Source organism: Arthrobacter sp. GW460-12-1-14-TSB2 (genome assembly GCF_059423525.1).
In genome coordinates this window covers 26,105-46,076 of sequence record NZ_JBWKYC010000003.1, presented here as the reverse complement: position 1 = coordinate 46,076, position 19,972 = coordinate 26,105, and the positions used below count along the sequence as shown (strand labels likewise).

Sequence of the window (19,972 nt, the reverse complement as noted above, 5' to 3'; positions counted from 1 at the left end):
GTCACTTGCGTGTGGAGGCCTCCGCCCCGCCCTGGGCGAGCCGGCTGATGAGCGGCTCCGTCCGGTAGGGGATGTGGGTGTGCAGGGCGAGGACGGTTTCCGTACGGATGACGCCCTTGATCCTGAGGATGGAGCGCAGGGCCGTTTGCAGGTTGTGGGTATCTGTCGCCACCACGCGGCACCAGACGTCGCCGCGCCCCGAGATCTCATGGACTTCCAGGACTTGCGGCAGGAGGCGCAAAGCGCCCACGACACCGTCGAGTTCCCGGTGGCTGACTTCGATCGTCACGAAGGCGACGACGTCGTACCCCACCGCCTCGAGGTCAATTTCCCGTCCGCCGTCGTGTAGAAGGCCGGAACGGAGCATCCGGCGGACCCGCGACTGCGCCGTGTTGCGGGCGATGCCCAGGGATTCGCTGAGTTCGCCGATCTGGACCCGGGGATCACGGATCAGTTCCAGCAGGATTTTCAGGTCCGTGTTGTCCAGGCTGTTCAAATGGTCACTCCGGTTCACGTTTACAAGGCATCATTGACTATTTTGATCAATCTTGGCACGAATGTTGGTTGTCTGGGTCATGCGTGCCCCATTCTGTAGTTATCAATTCTTTGGCCCGGCGCGCGGCCGTTCCCACAAGGAGCAGACCGGCGCCGGCACTGCAGGCAAGGGCACGCACATGACTGTCTTCAGCGAACTCCGCATGCGTCCGGCCACAGCCGGAAGCCGGGCATGGGACGCTTCCACCACAGCGAGGCTGGTGATGGCCGGCGTCGTGATTTTTACGCTCCTCGTTGGCGCGAACCTTGCGACCCCGCTGTACCCGCTGATCCAGGCGAACCTGGGTCTTGGGTCCTTTGGAATTACCGTGGCTTTTGCGGCGTATGTCCTGGCGCTGGTGTCCACCCTTATGCTGGCCGGGCACTGGTCCGATCACATCGGCCGCCGGGCAGCGCTGCTCCTCGCGGTGATCATCGGGCTGGCCGGCGGAGTGGTGTTTGCCAACGCGGACAGCCTTGTCGCGCTGTCCGCCGGACGTGCCCTCCAAGGCGTCGCCGTGGCCCTTGCCACGGGTGCGAGTTCCGCGGCGCTGCGCGAACTGCTGCCATCCCGCCCCGACTGGGCCTCCCGGTTCACCCTGCTGGCCTCCGCCGGGGGAGTTGCCGCCGGACCGGCCATTGGCGGAATTCTGTCGCTGCTGCCGGGACCGACGTCCACGCCGTACTACCTTCACTCCTTCGTCCTCATCGCCATGTTGGTGCCCCTCTATCTCCTCAAGGCGCGTCCGGCGATCAAGTCCGTTGCTGGTCCGCAGCCACTCAGGGTCCTGGCACCCCGGCGGCCTTCCGTTTCGCGCGAAGCCCGGGGGGCCTTCTGGCTGGCCTCCGCCGTCGGCTTCCTCAGCTTTAGTGTTTTCGGCTTTTGCCTTTCGCTGGCTCCGGGCTACTTTGCCCAGATTGTGGGCGCCGATTCGCGTCCCCTCATTGGAGTGCTTGCCGGGTTGACGCTTGGTGCCTCGGCCGTGAGCCAGCTCCTGGCCGTGCGCGGGAAGTACGTGGTGCCTGCCGGCCTTGCGGTCCTTGCGGTGTCGGTGCTCCTGATTGCCGCTGCCGCCGCGTGGAGCAGCCCGTGGCTGCTCATTGCTGCGAGCCTCGCCGCGGGTGTTGGCCAGGGGGTGGCCTTCCGGACCGTGTTCAATGATGTGGCCGGAAAAGTGGAGGCCTCCCGCCATGCGCAGATCATCAGCACCGTTTACGTGATCACCTACCTCGGCAGCGCCCTCCCGGTGATCGGGCTGGGACTTGCGACGGCGGCCTACGGGCTGCAGGCGGCAGTGGCCGGCTTCGTGGTGCTCTGCGCGGTCCTGGCCTTCGCCCTCTCTGCCGTGACACTGGCTGCTGCAGTCCGCCAGCCGGCCTGAGCAGCAGCAGTCCGCCCGCCGGCCTGAATGGCCCCGTGCCACGCGTCCGCGGCCAGGCAGACGCTGCATGGCATAGTTGCAAAGGAACGCTTGCAAAGGATTCGTTGCAAAGAAACCCTTGCAAAGCTTTCTTTGCAAGCGTAGTTTTGAGGTATGAAGAGTTCACCCGATGCGGCATCAGCTGCAGCCACCACCGCTGAAGGCGCAACGGATCCGGACCTGCCGGCCGGGCAGGATCTACCGTTCCCGGTTCGCCGCGTCGACACCGCATCGCTGAAAGCACTCGCGCACCCATTGCGCGTGCAGATACTCGAGATGCTCTCCCGCTACGGTGCCCAGACGGCCTGCAGCTTGGGTGAACTGCTCAACGAGTCCAGCGGGTCCACGAGCTACCACCTGCGCCAACTGGCGAAGCACGACTTCGTCCGTGAAGTGGAAGGCAAAGGCACGGCACGGGAGCGCTGGTGGGAGCGCCCCCGCGGAGCCATCCAAATCACGTCGCCGGAGTTGGCGACGTCCCCGGCGACCGAGGAAGCCTCCCGGCTGGTCACCCGCGAGTTTGAACACAGCAGGCAGGCCGTCCTCGCGGACTTCATGGCACACGGCAGCGAAAGCCTTGACGCCGAATGGCTTCACGCCGCCCTGATCAGCACGGCAAATGCGAGGCTCACGGCGGACCAGCTGGCGAGGTACACCGGCGCCCTGGAAGCCTTCGGCCACCGCCTGCTGGAGGACATCAGGAACGAGGGCGAGCAGGAAGGCGCCCGCCCGGTCCAAATTCATCTCAATGCCTTCCCCATCCTCGGCGTTCCCGCATCGGCCGGCAGCCGCGGCCGTAGTTCACGGAATCAACAACCAGCAAGTCCTGAAAGGAACGTGCCATGAGCGCATTGTCCGCCACCGGTACAACTGCCTGCGGCCCATACCGCCGGCCCACCGTCGTCGAGTCGGCTGCGGCCGCGTTGGGCGCCGCACTGGTCCGCTGGGCCGAACGCCGGCGGGTTATTCTCTCTGACTGGGCAGTCCATGAGCGCGAGGCAGCGCTCCGCCGGGAGCAGCTGGATGTCCTGCGAAGTGACATCATGGGCGCCGCGCATTCCGGGCTCTACATCTGGCACTGAGGCCAAGGCCGGCGCCGGCAAAACAGGCGCTCGGAGACGGGCGCCGGGAACCTGGGGCCCCAAAACAGGCGCTCGGAGACAGGCGCCGGGGACCTGGGCCGGCTCAGTCGGGCAGCGGCCCGTGGTTGCCCGGGATGTGCTCGAACACCAGCGTGGTCTCGGTGTGGCCCACCACGGGATCGGTTGCGAGGTTGTCCAGGACCCAGTCGCGCAGGTCTTCAGTGGTCGCCACAGCAATGTGCAGCAGGTAGTCCACCGAACCCGAGGTGTGGAAGGTGGACAGCACGGCCGGAAGCCGGGGCACCCTTGACGTGAACCGGTCGATTTGTTCGCGGTCGTGGGCGCGGAGCCGCACAGCGATGAGGGCCTGGACGGACCTGCCGATGGCGGACAGGCTCAGTTTCGCTTCGAATCCCTGGATGATGCCGCGTTCGGACAGCGCTCGGGTGCGCATGAGCGCCGTGGACGGGGCAATGCCCACGAGCTCGGCCAGCTGCTTGTTTGAGATCCGGGCGTCGTCCACGAGGGCCGCCAGCAGCCGCTCGTCGATGGCGTCCAGCGGCTCGGTTCCGGCCCCGAGCCGAATATTCTTCGCACCGGTACTCACAGCGCCTCCTCAAAGTGTTATGAGTTCATCATAAACTCCGGTTTCCGACAGTTCCATTCGTTTGGCCTGTGAAACTCCGAATTATTGCCAGATACTTGCCGGATTCAATGGCGAATAATTCAAAAGGAGTCCCGTGCTTTCTCCCGATTCACTGGCTGTCCATGCAGGCCGGAGCGGCCTGACCGAACAAGGCGTGCATGCCGTGCCGATCGACCTGTCAACAACTGCACCGCTTCCTTCAGTCCACGACGGAGGGCAGGCGTACGAACAAATGGCCACCGGCGGGATGCACCTGGAAGGCCAGAGCACCGTCTACCAGCGCCTGTGGAACCCCACCGTAGCCCGCTTTGAGCAGGGTGTGGCCCTCCTCGAGGGCGCCCCGGAAGCGGTGGCCTTCGCCACCGGAATGGCGGCCCTGTCGGCCGTCCTCCTCGCAACGGTGGCTGCCGGAAACAAGCACGTGGTGGCGGTCCGGCCCCTGTACGGCGGGAGCGACCACATCCTCGCTTCGGGCCTCCTCGGCACCGAAGTGACGTTCACGACGGCGGACGGGGTGCGCGCGGCACTGCGTCCGGATACGGGACTGGTGATTGTGGAGACACCCGCCAACCCCAGCCTGGAGCTCGTGGACATTGCGCAGCTAGCCCGTGACGCTGACGGCGTCCCGGTTCTGGTGGACAACACTTTCGCCAGCCCGGTCCTCCAGCAGCCGCTGGCTCACGGCGCCGCCCTGGTGCTCCACAGCGCCACCAAGTTCCTGGGCGGACACGGGGATGCCATGGGCGGGGTGGTGGCGGCTTCGCCGGAGTGGACCACCAGGCTGCGCCAGGTCCGTGCGGTGACCGGCGGCATCCTGACTCCCTGGCCGGCCTACCTGCTGCACCGCGGCCTGGCCACACTTCCGGTACGCGTCCGGGCGCAGCAAGCAACCGCACACAAGGTTGCTGCAGCCCTTGCCGGGCACGGACTGGTGAAGGCGGTCTATTACCCTGGGCTCCCGGAGTGCGACCCGATGGGCCTGGTGGGGACGCAGATGTCGGGCCCAGGTTCGCTGCTGGCGTTTGAACTGGGCAGTGCCGAACACGCAGAGAGGATCCCGGCGGGGGTCCGGATGATCACCCACGCCGTGTCGCTAGGTGGCATCGACACCCTCATCCAGCATCCGGCCGGCCTGACGCACCGGCCCGTTGCCTCCGACGCGAAGCCCCATGCCAGCCTGCTCCGGTTGTCTGTGGGGCTGGAGGACGGCGCGGACATAGTCGAAGACCTCGTGCAGGCGATCGAGGGCACGCGCTAGCCGGCCTGCTTCCCGTCCCCGGGGCCCTGCTGCCCGGGGCCCCTCTGTACGGCGCCCTGCTCTCCGGGGCCGGACGCTGGGTGCACGACGGCGGTGATCACCGCCGTCGTGCACGCCAGCCCGATGACGGTCAGGGCCAGCGCCGTCCAGCCAAACGACTGGAAAACCAGGCCGCCGGCCCACCCGATGGCACTGGAGCCAAGGTAGTAGGCCAGGTTGTACAGGGAGGAAGCTTGCGCACGGCCCGTTGTGGCGATTCCTCCGGTCCAGCCTGCCCCGATGCTGTGAGCCGCAAAGAAGCCTCCGGTAAACACCAGCAGGCCGGCGAGGATCAGCACCAGCACCTGCGTCAGTGTCAGCGCCAGACCAGCGGCCATCAGCAGGATGCCGCCCAGCAGGATGGTCCGGCGGCCGAACTTCAGCGTGAGCCCGCCGGCCAGCCGCGAGGTCACCGTCCCGGAAAGGTACGCCACGAAAATCAGGCTGATCACGGTGGCCGGCAGCCCGAACGGGTCGCCGGACAACCTGAACCCGAGGTAGTTATAGACCGCTACGAACCCGCCCATGAGCAGGAACGCCTGCACATACAGGGCCAGCAGGCGGGGATTGCGCAGATGGCCGCCCAGCGTCCTCGCCGCCCCGCGGAACCCGCTGGCACGTGCGGGCGTGAAGCCTCGGGCCTTGGGCACCAGGACCAGGAACAGGACGGCAGCGGCCGCGGCAAGGCCGGACACGGCCAATGCTGCCGCCCGCCAACCCCAGAGCTCTCCCACGGGACCTGCAACGAGCCGTCCCGCCAGCCCGCCCAGCGTGGTTCCTGCGACGTAGGTCCCGGCGGCGAGGGCGGCGTGCGCCTTGTGGACCTCCTCGTTCAGGTAGGCAATCGCGATGGCCGGTATCCCGCCCAGTGCCATGCCTTCGAGCAATCTGAGGCCCAGGAGGACGGGAAAGGTGGCGGCCAGCGGAGCCAGCAGGCCAAGGACGGTCGCGGCCGAAATGCCCAGGGTCATGGCCCGGACGCGGCCGATCCGGTCTGCCAGGAATGACCACGGGATGACCGTGATGGCGAGCCCCACCGTGGCCAGCGAGATGGTGAGCGCCGCTTCGGCCGCCGTGATCCGCAGGTCCGTGGCCATGATCGGCAGCACAGCCTGGGTGGAGTAAAGCTGTGCGAAAGTTGCCACCCCGGCGAACGCCAGGGCCGCCAGCAGCCGTCGGTAGGCTGCCGAGCCTTTCGGGTGGCCCGCCCACGGCCCGGATTGTGACGTGTCCTGCGTTGACAGCATGTGCATAATGCCAGCCTAAATCGGCTGATGGCATGCTTCCAATGCATGATTTACATAGAATAGATACTGAAAACGGATCAGTCTTTGGGAGGCCCCGATGGACATCGAGCACAAACAGCTGTCGCAGCTGCTGCCGTTGCTTCCGGTCCTGTCCGAACTGGGGCGGACGCAGCACGTCACTGAAACAGCGGAACTGCTCGGCATACCGCAGTCCACCGTCAGCCGGGCCCTCGCCCGCGCCAGCGCAGTCGTGGGCACTGAACTGCTGATCCGCGACGGCAGGGGAGTCCGGCTGACGCCGGCGGCCAAGGCATTGCTGCCCTACATCGACGCGGCCCTCAACGAGTTCCGCACCGGGCTGGACCTGGTGCGGCACGAATCCGAGGTGGTGCGAGGCCGGATCTCGGTCGCGTTCCAGCACACCTTCGGCGAGGCGACGCTGCCGTTGCTGATCAATGCCTTCCGCCAACGCCACCCGCAGACCGCCTTCGACTTCAGCCAGGGGGCACGTGACGGCTGCCTGGCCGAACTCGCGGCCGGGACCGCTGATCTTGCCCTGACGGCACCCGTCGCCGCGGCGGGCCGGGGCGTCGGCTCAGCCGCCCTGTACCGGGAGCCGCTGCGGCTGGTGGTGCACCATGAACACCCTCTGGCCGGCCGGAAGAGCGCCCGGCTCGCGGACATCAGACAGGACCCGTTCGTGGCGATGGGGCACGGCTACGGCATGCGCTCGCTGACGGACACGCTGTTCCGCGAAGCCGGGTTCCGCCCGCGCATTGCCTTCGAAAGCCAGGATTCCCATACCGTCCGCGGGCTGGTGTCCGCAGGGCTGGGCGTCAGCATCCTTCCGCCCGGCGGGCTGGCTCCGGGCCGGACGGTCAGCCCGCACACCGGCAACCTCGGCTGGGTTGAGGTTCCATTGGAGTCCGGACTGGCGTTCCGTGAAATCGGGCTGGCGTGGCGCGAACGGCGAGGCGGCCAGGAGGCCGAACCGGACCAGGTCAGGCTGTTCCGGGAACTGGTCCTGACCGAGGGCCCGGAACTGCTGGCAGGACTCATTCGGGCACGTTCGGAGGGCTGACCGGCACGGGCTTGGTGGATGCGCAGGCCGCACATTGACTTCACCGCGGGGACGCGATCCCGAAGTGCAGGAAGGTCAGGAAAGCGAGGATCCCGCGAGCAGGCCGGCCATGATCACCGGGACCGGACTGGCTGCCGCCTGCCGCCATCCGGTTCCTGCCCAAAGGTTCAGCCTCTCCGGATCGCCCGCTGCTGCCGCCGCCGCGCGGATCGGCGCGGTGAGATGGTGGATGGCAGGGTATCCCTCCGGTGCGTCACCGTGGTCCCGGACGAAGGCATTAACCAGGGCCCGCGCCTGCCTGCCGGTGAACGCACGGGTCATTCGTGTCCCGCTAAAATCGCGGCTGGCGAGGGCGTCCTTGTGAAGCTGGCGCGCACCGCTTTCGTCACTGCGGAGAAAGGCCGTGCCCAGCTGGACCGCGGTGGCGCCGGCGGCCAGCACCGCGTCGACGCCGGCGGAATCCATGATCCCGCCGGCCGCCACCAGGGGAACGTCGACGGCGGTGCGCACCGCCGTGAGCAGCTCAGCCGTGGTCGCGGGGCCATGGGAGTCCGTCGGACCTGCCGGGGCCAGGAAGGCCCCGCTGTGGCCGCCCGCGCTCCCGTGCTGGACCACCAGTATGTCCGCTCCCCGCTCCACGGCAAGCAGTGCTTCGGCCGCGCTGGTGACAGTGGCAAGCAGGGTTGACCCTGCACGCTTGAGCGCCTGAACTTCGGCCGGTTCCGGGAGGCCGAACGTGAAGCTGACAAACTCCACGGGATCCGCCAGCAGGGCGTCGATCTTGTCCTGCCAGGCATCATCGTCGTCGAGCCGCAGCCCGGGAAGTGCTACTCCGTAGCGCCGGGCGTCCGTCTCGAGGCTCCGCCGGTAGTCCTCAAGCTGCCGCCGGACGCCGGCGGGCGGATCGAGCTGGGACCGGTCGGGGACGAAGAGGTTCATGCCGAAAGACGCCCCGGCGGACCGGACCTCGCGCATGTCGGATTCCATCGCCGCCGCGGTCTTGTAACCCGCCGCGAGGAAGCCCACACCGCCCGCCAGATGCACGGACTCCACGAACCGGGGCGTCGATGTGCCCCCGGCCATTGGCGCCGCAATGATCCGTGTACCGAAAATGGCGCTCGTCATGCCCTGCTCCCTCTAACGACTCAGTAGTCTGTTCACGTGACTAATTCTGACAACTTGGCAGCAACGGATTCTGTTCCTTCCACCGGCGGGCTCCAGGCAGCGCCGGGCGCGGCGCCGTCTGTAGCGGGTCCCGCCGGCGGGACTGCCGCAGTGCCCGGCGCCGTGATCGGCCTGGACATTGGCGGAACCAAGACGCGCGGCGTCCGCTTCGAAAACGGCCAGGCCGTGGCCGATAAATCGGTCGGCAGCTCAAACGTTCAGAATGTCAGCCGCGAAGAAGCGGCACGTCACCTGGCAGAGCTGTTCGCCAAGATCGGCGGCGGGGCTGTTGCGCAGGTCTACGCCGGGGCGGGCGGAATCGACACGGACGAGGACGCAGCCGCGCTTGCGGCCCTGATCGCTCCCCATGTTCCCGGCGCGAAGATCACGGTGGTCCACGACTCCCGGCTGCTGCTGGCCGCCGGCGGGGCGAGCACCGGCGTTGCCGTCATTGCCGGCACCGGCTCCGCGGCCTGGGGCAAGAATTCCCGCGGCGAGGAAGCCCGTGCCGGCGGCTGGGGTTACCTGCTCGGGGACGAAGGCAGCGGCTACTGGCTGGGCCGCGAGGCGGTCCGGCACAGCCTCCGCCGCATGAACCAGGGCCTGGAACCCGACGAACTCACCACGGCACTCCTGCAGTCCTGCGCGATCGATGACCCCAACAAGCTCATTGCCCTTTTCCATTCGCCGGATACGGGCCGCCGCTACTGGGCGCAGCAGGCCCGCCTCGTTGTGGAGGCGGCGGACGCGGGGCACGCGCCCAGTCAGGCGCTTGTTGAACAGGCAGGCCGGGATCTCGCCGGGCTGGCCGCCCAGGCTCTGCGGAAACTGGGCATCAAGGGACCGGTGATCCTGGGCAGCGGGCTCGGCATGAACGTCGCGAGGCTTCAGGAGTCCTTCAAGCGCAGCCTTGCCGCTGAGGGAGTGACCGATGTCCGGGTCCTGGAGCAGGATCCCGTGTTCGGAGTCCTGCACCTGGTGGCCGAACAAGGCTAGCCTTCGGGACTTCGTGCCTTGCGCGGGCCCGTTGTCAGGAACGGGTGCCTGCCGGGAACAGAACCGGTCAGGAACGGGTGCGCGGCCGGAGCCGGACGCCCGGCAACGGGGGAGCAGGAATGCGCCCGGCCTCGGCTCCCGAATCCGGCCCGTGTCCATGGACCAGCCCGAACCGGGAACCCTCGGATTCCTGGTCCGCCAGATCTGCCTGGTCCTCCCAGTCCTGGCGCGCCTGGGCCACTTCATCGTGGGTCCTGCCCACGAAGTTCCACCACATCAACAGCTCCTCCTGGAACGGTTCCCCGCCCAGCAGGATGAAGCGCGTGCCCGGGGCCGCCTCGATTTCCAGCAGGCTGCGGCCGGTGCCTAGGTAACCTAGCGGGCCCGCCGGCACATCCTGACCGTCGAGGGTGATGCCGCCGTCGAGCACCAGCACCGCGTGCTCGAACTCCGGGTCCAGCGGCAGCCTGAGCGATCCGGCGCAGGAGATGTCCGCGCCGACGATCGGGGAATACATCGTGGCCGGCGACTCCACTCCGGCGAAGCTTCCCACCATCACTGTTGCTGTGAAACCGTCTCCGGCCACTTCCGGGAGGTCGCGGTGCTGCTCGAATGCCGGGGCCCGGTGGCGCTCGCCGTCCGGAAGGGCCACCCACAACTGGAGGCCCCGCTGCAGCGGCAGTTCCATGCCGGCGTCGGCCGTCCCGCCGTCGTTCGACCCGGTGCCGGACGCACGGCCAGGCAGCACAGCGAACTCGGAGTGGGAGACCCCGTGGCCCGCGGTCATGATGTTGAGCTCGCCCGGACGCACGATGACGTCGCTGCCCACGCTGTCACGGTGCCTGATGTTGCCTGCGAGCGGCCACGTCACGGTCTGCAGGCCGGTGTGCGGGTGCGGCAGCACGGACATGGCGACACGGTCCGGACCGAAACTGTCCAGGAAGCACCAGGCACCCACCGTGGGGAGGCCTCGCTGCGGAAGGGTACGGAGGACGTTCATGGCCCGGACCCCGCCGAGCGGGACTTCCCGGGCCGGCCACAACTGCAGGCACGGCCCGGTCCCGGCGGATCCTCCGGGCTGTCCTGCCGGGCACAGTTCTTCCTTAGGGCTTACTTCTAGGTTCGTCACAGGATCAACTCTAGGCTGAAGGGCAGAATACGGGCAGGCCGGACTTCGGAGCCGGAACCCCTAGCCAATCTCTGGCCGGACGGCTTACCCTTGAAACGCCGCCGGCGAAAGCGTCCGGCGATGCGGACGGACCGGCTTCGGACTGGCTTCGACAGTTGGCATGGCAGAAACGGGGAGGTGGAGACGATGACTGCAATATTCTTGCGCGCCCAGTGCGCCAGCAATGTCATTATTCCTGCCCCGGCAAAAACGCACGTCCTGACCCGCAACGGCTGAATCAAGCAGCGGAGTCTGTGCCAACGGGGCCTCAGCAGAGGTTTCCATTGAAAACAACACCAGGTCACACGCTGACCGTAGAAGATTCAACAACACAAAATCCAACAACCACCAACTCGACTCCGCCGATGGCCGGTCCCGTGCACTACGGCTTCACAGCCCGGACGGCAGCACTTTTTGACGCCCATCCCATGCCCGGCGGGGAGGAACCGGGGCGGGTAGTCCGCGTGGACCGGAACAGGGTGCTGGTCGCAGCGGCAGCGGAGCTGTGGCACCTGCCCTACCCGGCGCGCGGCGAGGTGCCCGCGACCGGTGACTGGGTGTGGCTCGGTGCCAACGCAGCAGGGGAGCCCGCGGTCATCGGTGTGCTGCCCCGCGAGTCGGCGCTGAGCCGCAAACGCGCCTTCGAGGCGTCATCGGAAGCACAGGTCCTTGGTGCCAACGTAGACGTCGTGGGAGTGGTGGTCCCCGTGGACCGGCCCCTCACCCACAACCGGTTGGAGCGGACGCTCGTGGCGGCGTGGGATTCGGGGGCCACCCCGCTGGTGATCATCACCAAAGCAGATCTTGCCGACATAGCGGACGACGTCGTCGGAAAAGTCATCCTGCAGGCGGCAGGCGTTGCTGTGGTCACCACCTCGGCGGAACAGGGCGACGGCCTCGACGAAGTGCTCGCACACGTGCCGGCCGGCGGAACGCTCGTGCTGCTGGGACCCTCGGGTGCCGGAAAGTCCACGCTGATTAACGCCCTTGCCGGGCACCACGTCCAGGACGTCGGGCCGGTACGGTCAGGCGACGGCAAGGGCAGGCACACCACCACGGCGCGCGAGCTCGTTCCGCTGCCGGGAGGAGCGGTGCTGATGGACACCCCGGGCGTCCGCGGCTTTGGGCTCTTCGACGCGGACGACGGGATGGATGAGATGTTCGGCGACCTCGAAGGGCTGTTCGGCCGCTGCCGCTTCGCCGACTGCGCCCACGACCGGGAACCGGGTTGCGCTGTTCAGGCAGCACTCGCCGACGGAGCCCTTGAGATGCGCCGGTGGGAAAGCTACCTCAAGCTCCAGCGCGAGTTGGCGGCGCTTAACCGCCGGCACGACGCGGCAGCCCGGCGGGCCTACCAGCGGGAGTGGCACCAGAAGGTAGTGGTGGCGGGCAAGAGTCAACGGGCAGCCGAGCGGTACGGGCAGGAACTGGCCCGCGACCGCGCTGGCGGGGACGGAAACCGGGGTAAACGGAAACGCAGTTGACGCACGCCGGATGACCCGTGGCGGAGGGGTGGCGGCAGGGAGGACTGAGGGCGGGATCACAGTCCGGCGCCGCCACCCATCCAAAAGGCGTAGGTTACCGAATGCTTACGGTAGCCGCGGCACCGCTGACTTTGAACGGGCCGCTGGTTACGCTGTGTATTACCTGCTTTACAGCCGAATATCAGCAACCTTATGATCTTTGGCCTGACCGTCCGATGTTGCCGCCAACAGTTAGGTAAGCCCGGAAATGGCTGAAGCCATGATCGAATTCCAGAGCGTCACCAAGCAGTACCAGAGCGGGCAGCCGGCCGTGGACAACCTCACCATGTCCATCGACAAAGGCTCCATCACGGTTTTTGTGGGTCCGTCCGGCTGCGGGAAGACCACCTCGCTGCGGATGATCAACCGCATGGTGGAGCCCACGTCGGGCACCATCACCGTGGACGGGAAGGACGTCACCTCAGTGCCCGCCGCGCAACTGAGGCGGTCCATGGGGTACGTGATGCAGTCCTCCGGGCTGATGCCGCACCGCTCAGTGCTGGACAACATCGCAACGGTTCCGCGGCTTAACGGGGTTTCCAAAACTGAGTCCCGCAAGCGCGCAGAGGAACTGCTCGACGTCGTCGGGCTGGCTTCGGTGCTGGGAAAACGGTACCCGTCCCAACTGTCCGGCGGCCAGCAGCAGCGGGTCGGCGTCGCCAGGGCGCTCGCGGCAGATCCTCCGGTGCTGTTGATGGACGAACCGTTCAGCGCCGTGGATCCTGTGGTGCGCGACGAGCTGCAGCAGGAGCTCCTCCGGCTGCAGCGGGACCTGGCCAAGACCATCGTTTTTGTCACGCATGACATTGACGAAGCCACCGTGCTTGGAGACAGGGTCGCTGTTTTCGCCACGGGCGGCAAGCTGGCGCAGTACGCGACGCCGGAGGAAATACTCCGTGCCCCCGCCAACGACTTCGTGGCCTCCTTCGTGGGCAAGGACAGGGGGTTCCGCCACCTGGCGTTCAGCCCGTCCGACGCCGTTATCCTCCATGACGTTCCTACGGTCAGTCACAGCGCCCTTGAGTCCGGAACTGCCGGACTGGAGGGCAGCGATTGGGCGCTCGTGGTGGATGCGGATTCCCGTCCGATGGGCTGGACAAGTCCCGGTTCCGGTTCTTCGCTCATCCCCGGCGGCTCGCTGTTCCGGAAAGGGGAGACGCTTCGGCGGGCCCTGGACGCGGCGCTGTCATCGCCGTCGGGGCTGGGCGTCGCCGTTGACGCCGACGGCAAACTTGCCGGTGTCCTCCGCGCGGATGAAGTCCTTGCGGTCATTGAATCTGCCCGGCTGGTCCGGCAGGGTGCCCTCTGATGGAATGGTTCCTGGCCAACAGCGGGAGGGTGTTCGAACTGGCAGGCCAGCACCTGGTGCTGGCCATCCTGCCCATGGTGTTCGGGTTGCTGCTCTCCATTCCGCTGGCACAGTTTGCCCGGCAAAACAGGACCCTGCGTTCCGTGGTGGTCACGGCGACGTCTCTGCTCTACACGGTCCCGTCCCTTGCCTTGTTCATCATCCTGCCGTCAATCCTGGGGACAAGGGTCCTGGATCCGCTGAACGTGATCGTCGCCCTGACTATTTACGCGGTGGCGCTGCTGGTGCGGGCCGCACTCGACGCCTTCGACTCCGTGGATGAAGACCTCCGCCAGGCGGCTGTTGCGATGGGGTTCAAGCCTGCTGCGCGTTTCCTGCAGATTGATCTGCCGTTGTCCCTGCCGGTGCTGTTCGCCGGCCTGAGGGTTGTGTCCGTCAGCAACATTTCGCTGGTGAGCGTGGCCGCCCTCCTCGGCATCGGAAACCTGGGGATGCTTTTCACCTCCGGCCTCCAACGGGGCTTTATTACCGAGGTGCTTGTCGGGATCATTGCCATCCTGGTGCTTGCGCTGGTGATGGATGCCGTTCTGGTTCTCCTGGAACGGCTCCTGACGCCGTGGACCAGGGCTGTGGCCAAAACAGAAAAGGCCGGTCTCGCCTCGGCGGCCGAGCGGCTGTCGGATGTCCGGACCGGGGGTGCGTCCGCATGAGCAACGTCTTCACCGACACTTTTGCGTGGCTGGGCGATCCCCTGCACTGGACGGGAAGCACCGGCATTCCCGTACGGCTGGCTGAGCACCTCCAGTACACAGGTCTCGTGATGCTCATTGCCACGGCGATAGCGGTCCCCATCGGACTCTATGTCGGCCACACCGGCCGCGGCCGGGTGGCGGTTGTTGCGCTGGCCGGGGCGCTCCGGGCACTGCCGACCCTGGGCCTGCTGACGCTCTTCGTCCTCCTGGCCGGCATCGGACTAATGCCTCCGATCTGGGCGCTCGTGATTCTGACCGTACCTCCGCTACTCGCAGGCACCTACGCCGGAATTGCCAGCGTGGACCGGAACGTCGTGGATGCGGCCCGCGCCATGGGCATGACCGAATTGCAGGTGCTGTTCCGGGCCGAATTTCCCAACGCCCTGGCCGTGATGTTCGGCGGCTTCAGGACCGGCGTGCTCCAGGTGATCGCCACCGTTTCAGTGGTGGCGTATATCAACCTTGGCGGCCTGGGCCGGTACCTCTTCGACGGCCTGGTGCTCTCCGATTTTCCGCAGATGCTCGGCGGCTCGTTGCTGATAGCAGCACTGGCCATTGCCGTCGATCTGCTGCTCGCTGTTTTCCAGAGGCTGTTCCTGTCCCGGGAATCCTCTGCCATGCCACGCCGGAGCCAGCAGGCACCGGCTGATCTCACAGACCCCGTGCCCGCGGAGCCTGTTGTTCAAGGAGGTAGATCATGAAGGAAACCCACCCTAGTATTCTGGGTCGCCGCGCATTCGGCGGCCTGGCCGCCGGCGTCGGACTGGCCCTGGCGCTGTCCGCGTGCGGCGGCGGATCGGATCCGCTGAAAAGCGCGCCCGCCACGGGCGGTTCGGGCTCAGGTTCCGCGCTGGTGATCGGATCTGCGGACTTCCCGGAAAGCCAGATCATCGCGGAGGTGTATGCCGGTGCGTTGAACGCAGCCGGCGTCACCGCAAGCACCAAGCCCAACATCGGCTCGCGGGAGGTGTACTTCAAGGCGGTCCAGGACGGCTCCGTGGACATCATTCCCGATTACAGCGGCAACCTCCTGCTGCATGTGAACAAGGAAGCCACCGAGGTCTCGGCGGAAGACATCTTCAAGGCGCTTCCGGCCAAGCTGCCGGAGGGTCTCGCGGTCCTGGAGCCTTCCAAGGCCGAGGACAAGGACGCCATGGTGGTGACCAAGGCGACGGCGGAAAAGTACCAGCTCAAGTCCATCGAAGACCTCGCCAAGGTCTGCAGCGAACTGGTGGTGGGAGCTCCGGCCACCTTCGCCGAGCGCGCCTACGGCTTGCCCGGGCTGAAGAAGAACTACAGCTGCGAACCCAAGAAGCTGGAACCGTTCAGCGACGGCGGCGGCCCCATCACCGTCAAGGCACTGCTGGAGGACCAGGTCCAGGTCGCTGACATCTACACCACCACCCCGGCCATTGCGGACAATGACCTGGTGGTCCTGGACGACCCGAAGAACAACTTCATCGCCCAGCAGGTACTGCCGCTGTACAACAAGGCCAAGATGACGGACAAGGCCAAGGAAGCGCTCAACTCGGTGTCCAAAATCCTCACCACGGAGGACCTGATCAACCTCAACCGTGCCGTCAGCGGGACCCAGAAGCAGAACCCGAAGGATGCAGCCGCGGCTTGGCTCAAGGACAAAGGCCTGGTCAAGTAACACCGGTTAGTATCTCCCGCTGATTAGCGCAGGCTCGACGGCGCCTGCCGGACTCCACATGTCCGGCAGGCGCCGTCGTCGTTCCTTGACGCGGTGCCCACCTCGACGCCGGACCGCACCGCCGGCTTTCCGCTTGTGTGAGTCAAGTCTCAGCTGAAGTACATCCTCCATATGGCATATTTGATGGATGGCAGAATTCAAGCAGTCCACCAAGCTTCATAATGTCCTCTACGACATCCGTGGACCGATTCTTCAGGCCGCCCAGCAAATGGAGGCAGAGGGTCACCGCATCCTCAAACTGAACATCGGAAACCCGGCCCCGTTTGGGTTTGAAGCGCCGGACGCCATCCTGGTGGACATGATCCGCCACCTGCCGCACGCCCAGGGCTACAGTGACTCCCGCGGCATATTCTCCGCCCGGACCGCAGTGTCGCAGTACTACCAGACCCGCGGCATCCAGAACATCCACGTGGACGACATCTACCTCGGCAACGGCGTCAGCGAACTCATCACCATGTCGCTCATGGCCCTCCTCGACGACGGCGACGAGGTTCTGATCCCCACGCCGGACTACCCGCTGTGGACCGCCTCGGTGGCACTGGCCAGCGGACGGCCGGTGCACTACCTCTGCGACGAGGAGTCCGGCTGGCAGCCGGACCTGGAAGACCTTGAATCCAAGATCACCCCGCGGACCAAGGGAATCGTGGTGATCAACCCGAACAACCCCACCGGCGCGGTGTATCCCGAGGAAACCCTCAAGAAGATCGTGGCCCTGGCTGAAAAGCACGGGCTGGTGCTTTTCGCGGATGAGATCTACGAGAAGATCCTGTACGAGGACGCCGTCCATGTGAACCTGGCAGGCCTTACCGGCGACGACGTTCTGTGCCTGACCTTCAGTGGGCTGTCCAAGGCGTACCGTGTCTGCGGGTACCGGGCCGGCTGGATGGCGATATCCGGGCCGAAGAAGGATGCCGCCGACTACCTCGAAGGCATCAGCCTGCTCGCCAACATGCGATTGTGTGCCAACGTGCCTGCCCAGCATGCCATCCAGACCGCACTGGGCGGATACCAGAGCATCAACGATCTGATCCTGCCCGGCGGGCGGCTGCTGGAACAGCGGAACAAAGCTTATGACATGCTCAACGCCATCCCCGGCGTCAGCACCCAGCAGGCCAGGGGAGCGCTGTACCTGTTCCCGAAACTGGATCCGGAGGTCTTCCATATCCGCGACGACGAAAAATTTGTCCTGGACCTGCTCCGGGAGCAGAAGATCCTCGTTTCCCACGGACGCGCCTTCAACTGGGTACGGCCGGATCACTTCCGGATGGTCACGCTGCCCAACGTGAAGGACATCGAAGAGGCAGTCGGCCGCATGGGGGACTTCCTGAGCCGGTACCAGGGGAACTAGCCTGATGGCAGCAGTCGCCCCGCGGATAGCGGGCGGCTGCGGCCGGACGGGCGCAAGGAAGCGGCCCTCCGGACTGGCGGCACATCGGCGGAAGGCTTCTCATGGCAAACATCGAAACGTTCGACGAACACCCGTCAGGGACCTTGGCGGCTGGTGACGGGTTCAAGCTGGCGGATGTGGACCCTGATTCCACTCCGGGCTATCCCGGTGGCAAATCCGACGGCCGGGCACTCCTAGAAGAACTCGACGGCAAACTTGCGACCCTCCAGGAGCAGCTGTTCGCCGAAGCAAAGTTCGGCGGGACTAAGCGCGTCCTGCTGATCCTCCAGGCCATGGACACTGCGGGTAAGGGCGGCATCGTGGCCCACGTGGTGGGTGCCATGGACCCCCAAGGGGTGCAGCTCAAGGCGTTCAAGGCGCCCACGGACGAGGAAAAATCCTACGACTTCCTCTGGCGGATCGAGAGGGAAGTCCCGGCGGCCGGCATGGTGGGCGTATTCGACCGCTCGCACTACGAGGATGTGCTCATCCACCGCGTCCACGGCTGGGCCTCGCCGGAGGAGCTGGAGCGACGCTACACGGCGATCAACGAGTTTGAAGCCCGGCTTGCCGGCTCCGGCACCCGAATCGTCAAGGTGATGCTGAACATCAGCCGGGACGAACAGAAGGCCCGCCTGCTTGCACGGCTTGACGATCCATCAAAGCACTGGAAATACAGCAGCGCCGACCTCAAGGAGCGCGTCTTCTGGGACGACTACATGGCTGCCTACCAGGCGGCATTCGACAAGACGCACACCGAGGTTGCCCCCTGGCACGTAGTCCCGGCGAACAAGAAGTGGTACGCCCGAATCGCCGTGCAGCAGCTGCTGCTCCAGGCGATGGCGGACCTCAATCTTCAGTGGCCCGCCGCTGAGTTCGACGTGGCCCTGGAACGGAGCCTGGTGGAAAGGTCCTGACGGGCCCTACGACTCGGGCCCGGCCTGGTTGCGGGCTGCGGCCAGCCGCTTTCGGGCGCCTTCCAGCCACTCCTCGCAGCGCCTGGCCAGGGCTTCGCCGCGCTCCCACAGGGCGAGTGAGTCCTCCAGGCTGGCGCCGCCGGCTTCCAGCTTGCCCACGACAGCCACGAGTTGCTCGCGGGCTTCCTCGTAGCTGAGCGCTTCGATATCCGCGTTCGGTTTCTGTTCTGCTGCCATTGTGGTGCTCCCTGCTGGTTGTCAGTGGATGGGCCGGGGCCGGTACATGTCCGGCGTGGGCTGGTTCAGCCGTCGGATACCTGGTGTCCGCCCGTGGACCGGGCGGAAAAGCTGCCGCCGGCCACCCGGACGAATAGGTCCGCACCCTCCGGGGCCTGAGACGGGTGCCGGACTACTGCCGGCTGCGCGTCCGCTGCCTGGTCTGTGCCGGCAACCTGCACCACGGCGTAGCCCCGGTCCAGCGTCTGTTGCGGCGAGAGCGAGCGGACCTGGTTGCGGAGATGCACGATCTGGTCGGCTGCCCTCAGCACCGCCGTGCTGATGGCTGCACGGGAGCGGCTGCTGAGCCGCGCCACGTCCTCGGCGCGTGCACTGACCATGGTCTCCGGTGCGGCCAGGACCGGCCGTGAATGCAGGGAAGCCAACCGGTCGGATTCCCGCTCAACGAGCCGGTTAACCCCGCGCCGGAGCTGGTCCCGTGCCTGCCGGACCCTGGCGAGTTCTTCCACGACGTCGGGAACGATTCTCTTGGCGGCGTCCGTAGGCGTCGAGGCCCGCAGATCGGCGACGTCGTCGAGGATGGGGCGGTCTGCCTCGTGGCCGATCGCGCTGACCACCGGCGTGGACGCATTGGACACTGCCCTGATCAGGTCCTCGTTGCTGAAGGGGAGGAGGTCCTCGAGTGCGCCGCCGCCGCGGGTGATGACGATGACGTCAACGTGCGGGTCAGCATCGAGTTCCCGCAGCGCGGCCATGATCTGGGAAACAGCAGTGTTTCCCTGGACGGCAACTTCGCGGACCTCGAATTCGACCGCGGGCCACCGGAGGGCGGCATTGCGCAGCACGTCCTTCTTGGCATCGGAATCGCGTCCGGTGATCAGTCCGATCCGGTGGGGGAGGATGGGCAGGCGTTTCTTCCGGGAATCCGCAAAGAGTCCTTCCAGGGAAAGCGCATGGCGGAGCCGTTCAATACGCGCCAGCAAGTCGCCCAGCCCCACCGGGCGGATGTCCTTCACGGACATGTTGAGGCGTCCGGTCTTGAGCCAGAACTCCGCCTTCAGGAGCGCCACCACCCTGGACCCGCGTTCCAGGGGAACCTCCTGGCGATCCAGCACAGTCGACCAGATGGAGGCGGGCAGGGAGATTTCGGCGTCGACATCCCGGAGCGTCATGAAAGCACTGCCGCCACGGCGGTTCAGCTCAATGACCTGACCTTCGACCCACGCCGAGGGCGTCCGGTCGATATGGGCCTTGAGCTTCTGGGACAACAGTTGCAGGGGCCAGGGGTTGTCCGGACTCGTTTCAGCAGCCGTCGCAGGAACCGTGGTGGCCGCGGGCATGTTGTCAGGCATGGGCGGGCCGTGACGGGGAGGGAGCCTTGGGCATTGGGAATCCTTTGCAGGTGGCGGTGCATCAAAACGGAATGGCATCAAACCGAATCAACTCTATCCATAGCTTTACCACTGTCCGCCGACATTTTTGCTTCCCGGCCGACGC

20 protein-coding genes are annotated in these 19,972 nt (G+C 66.3%); 13 read left to right on the top strand and 7 right to left on the bottom strand.

Annotated features, from left to right (window positions below; genetic code table 11):
- Nucleotide 1: 1 nt before the first annotated feature.
- Nucleotides 2-496: an Lrp/AsnC family transcriptional regulator gene (locus tag AC07YR_RS05885; RefSeq protein ID WP_436059343.1), complete on the bottom strand. Its 495-nt coding sequence runs from the start codon at nucleotides 494-496 to the stop codon at nucleotides 2-4.
- A 178-nt stretch (nucleotides 497-674) separates the two neighbouring features.
- Here AC07YR_RS05885 and AC07YR_RS05880 point away from each other — a divergent pair, with 178 nt between their 5' ends.
- The 3 genes from AC07YR_RS05880 to AC07YR_RS05870 all read left to right on the top strand — a co-directional run bounded on the left by AC07YR_RS05880 (nucleotide 675) and on the right by AC07YR_RS05870 (nucleotide 3,037).
- On the top strand, nucleotides 675-1,916 hold the full coding sequence (locus AC07YR_RS05880; protein WP_436058161.1) for an MFS transporter: 1,242 nt from the start codon (nucleotides 675-677) through the stop codon (nucleotides 1,914-1,916).
- A gap of 153 nt (nucleotides 1,917-2,069) precedes the next feature.
- Nucleotides 2,070-2,801, top strand: coding sequence for an ArsR/SmtB family transcription factor (locus AC07YR_RS05875; RefSeq protein ID WP_494733414.1), 732 nt, complete (start codon nucleotides 2,070-2,072; stop codon nucleotides 2,799-2,801).
- Nucleotides 2,798-3,037, top strand: coding sequence for a 2-nitropropane dioxygenase (locus AC07YR_RS05870; protein ID WP_436058159.1), 240 nt, complete (start codon nucleotides 2,798-2,800; stop codon nucleotides 3,035-3,037). The genes AC07YR_RS05875 and AC07YR_RS05870 overlap by 4 nt, the downstream gene beginning before the upstream one ends.
- A 103-nt stretch (nucleotides 3,038-3,140) precedes the next feature.
- Here the strand turns inward: AC07YR_RS05870 and AC07YR_RS05865 are convergent, their stop codons facing one another.
- Nucleotides 3,141-3,644: an Lrp/AsnC family transcriptional regulator gene (locus tag AC07YR_RS05865; RefSeq protein WP_055796818.1), complete on the bottom strand. Its 504-nt coding sequence runs from the start codon at nucleotides 3,642-3,644 to the stop codon at nucleotides 3,141-3,143.
- A gap of 133 nt (nucleotides 3,645-3,777) precedes the next feature.
- On the opposite strand from AC07YR_RS05865, the gene AC07YR_RS05860 reads away from it, so the two are divergent.
- The gene (locus AC07YR_RS05860) at nucleotides 3,778-4,941 is read left to right on the top strand and encodes a trans-sulfuration enzyme family protein (RefSeq protein ID WP_494733413.1); all 1,164 of its coding nucleotides are present in this window, start codon (nucleotides 3,778-3,780) and stop codon (nucleotides 4,939-4,941) included.
- Here AC07YR_RS05860 and AC07YR_RS05855 read toward each other — a convergent pair.
- Nucleotides 4,938-6,227 carry an MFS transporter gene (locus AC07YR_RS05855; RefSeq protein WP_436059342.1) on the bottom strand — a complete coding sequence of 430 codons (1,290 nt, stop codon included), beginning with the start codon at nucleotides 6,225-6,227 and terminating at the stop codon, nucleotides 4,938-4,940. The genes AC07YR_RS05860 and AC07YR_RS05855 overlap by 4 nt on opposite strands.
- Nucleotides 6,228-6,324: 97 nt before the next feature.
- Here AC07YR_RS05855 and AC07YR_RS05850 point away from each other — a divergent pair, with 97 nt between their 5' ends.
- Nucleotides 6,325-7,308 (top strand): LysR family transcriptional regulator, encoded by a 984-nt coding sequence (locus tag AC07YR_RS05850; RefSeq protein ID WP_494733412.1) that lies wholly within the window; start codon nucleotides 6,325-6,327, stop codon nucleotides 7,306-7,308.
- 75 nt (nucleotides 7,309-7,383) lie between these two features.
- Here the strand turns inward: AC07YR_RS05850 and AC07YR_RS05845 are convergent, their stop codons facing one another.
- A complete protein-coding gene (locus AC07YR_RS05845; protein WP_494733411.1) occupies nucleotides 7,384-8,433 on the bottom strand; it encodes a nitronate monooxygenase in 1,050 nt (349 codons plus the stop codon).
- A 36-nt stretch (nucleotides 8,434-8,469) separates the two neighbouring features.
- On the opposite strand from AC07YR_RS05845, the gene AC07YR_RS05840 reads away from it, so the two are divergent.
- A complete protein-coding gene (locus AC07YR_RS05840) occupies nucleotides 8,470-9,468 on the top strand; it encodes an N-acetylglucosamine kinase (protein ID WP_494733410.1) in 999 nt (332 codons plus the stop codon).
- Nucleotides 9,469-9,535: 67 nt separating this feature from the next.
- On the opposite strand, the gene AC07YR_RS05835 is transcribed toward AC07YR_RS05840, so the two are convergent.
- On the bottom strand, nucleotides 9,536-10,597 hold the full coding sequence (locus AC07YR_RS05835; RefSeq protein ID WP_436058154.1) for a pirin family protein: 1,062 nt from the start codon (nucleotides 10,595-10,597) through the stop codon (nucleotides 9,536-9,538).
- Between the two features lie 323 nt (nucleotides 10,598-10,920).
- Here AC07YR_RS05835 and rsgA point away from each other — a divergent pair, with 323 nt between their 5' ends.
- The 7 genes from rsgA (at nucleotide 10,921) to AC07YR_RS05800 (ending at nucleotide 18,238) form a co-directional block, all read left to right on the top strand.
- Entirely contained in the window at nucleotides 10,921-12,120 is a 1,200-nt protein-coding gene (gene rsgA / locus AC07YR_RS05830) for a ribosome small subunit-dependent GTPase A (protein ID WP_494733409.1), read from the top strand.
- Nucleotides 12,121-12,367: 247 nt separating this feature from the next.
- The gene (locus AC07YR_RS05825) at nucleotides 12,368-13,468 is read left to right on the top strand and encodes an ABC transporter ATP-binding protein (RefSeq protein WP_494733408.1); all 1,101 of its coding nucleotides are present in this window, start codon (nucleotides 12,368-12,370) and stop codon (nucleotides 13,466-13,468) included.
- On the top strand, nucleotides 13,468-14,178 hold the full coding sequence (locus AC07YR_RS05820) for an ABC transporter permease (RefSeq protein ID WP_494733407.1): 711 nt from the start codon (nucleotides 13,468-13,470) through the stop codon (nucleotides 14,176-14,178). The genes AC07YR_RS05825 and AC07YR_RS05820 overlap by 1 nt, the downstream gene beginning before the upstream one ends.
- Entirely contained in the window at nucleotides 14,175-14,921 is a 747-nt protein-coding gene (locus AC07YR_RS05815; RefSeq protein ID WP_436058150.1) for an ABC transporter permease, read from the top strand. The genes AC07YR_RS05820 and AC07YR_RS05815 overlap by 4 nt, the downstream gene beginning before the upstream one ends.
- Nucleotides 14,918-15,874: an ABC transporter substrate-binding protein gene (locus tag AC07YR_RS05810; protein WP_055796789.1), complete on the top strand. Its 957-nt coding sequence runs from the start codon at nucleotides 14,918-14,920 to the stop codon at nucleotides 15,872-15,874. Before AC07YR_RS05815 ends, AC07YR_RS05810 begins: the two co-directional genes overlap by 4 nt.
- Before the next feature lie 187 nt (nucleotides 15,875-16,061).
- Entirely contained in the window at nucleotides 16,062-17,282 is a 1,221-nt protein-coding gene (locus AC07YR_RS05805) for a pyridoxal phosphate-dependent aminotransferase (RefSeq protein WP_028269467.1), read from the top strand.
- Between the two features lie 101 nt (nucleotides 17,283-17,383).
- Nucleotides 17,384-18,238, top strand: coding sequence for a polyphosphate kinase 2 family protein (locus tag AC07YR_RS05800; RefSeq protein ID WP_494733406.1), 855 nt, complete (start codon nucleotides 17,384-17,386; stop codon nucleotides 18,236-18,238).
- Nucleotides 18,239-18,244: 6 nt separating this feature from the next.
- On the opposite strand, the gene AC07YR_RS05795 is transcribed toward AC07YR_RS05800, so the two are convergent.
- Nucleotides 18,245-18,475, bottom strand: coding sequence for an exodeoxyribonuclease VII small subunit (locus AC07YR_RS05795; RefSeq protein ID WP_055796783.1), 231 nt, complete (start codon nucleotides 18,473-18,475; stop codon nucleotides 18,245-18,247).
- 65 nt (nucleotides 18,476-18,540) lie between these two features.
- A complete protein-coding gene (xseA, locus tag AC07YR_RS05790; RefSeq protein WP_055796780.1) occupies nucleotides 18,541-19,827 on the bottom strand; it encodes an exodeoxyribonuclease VII large subunit in 1,287 nt (428 codons plus the stop codon).
- Nucleotides 19,828-19,972: the final 145 nt, after the last annotated feature.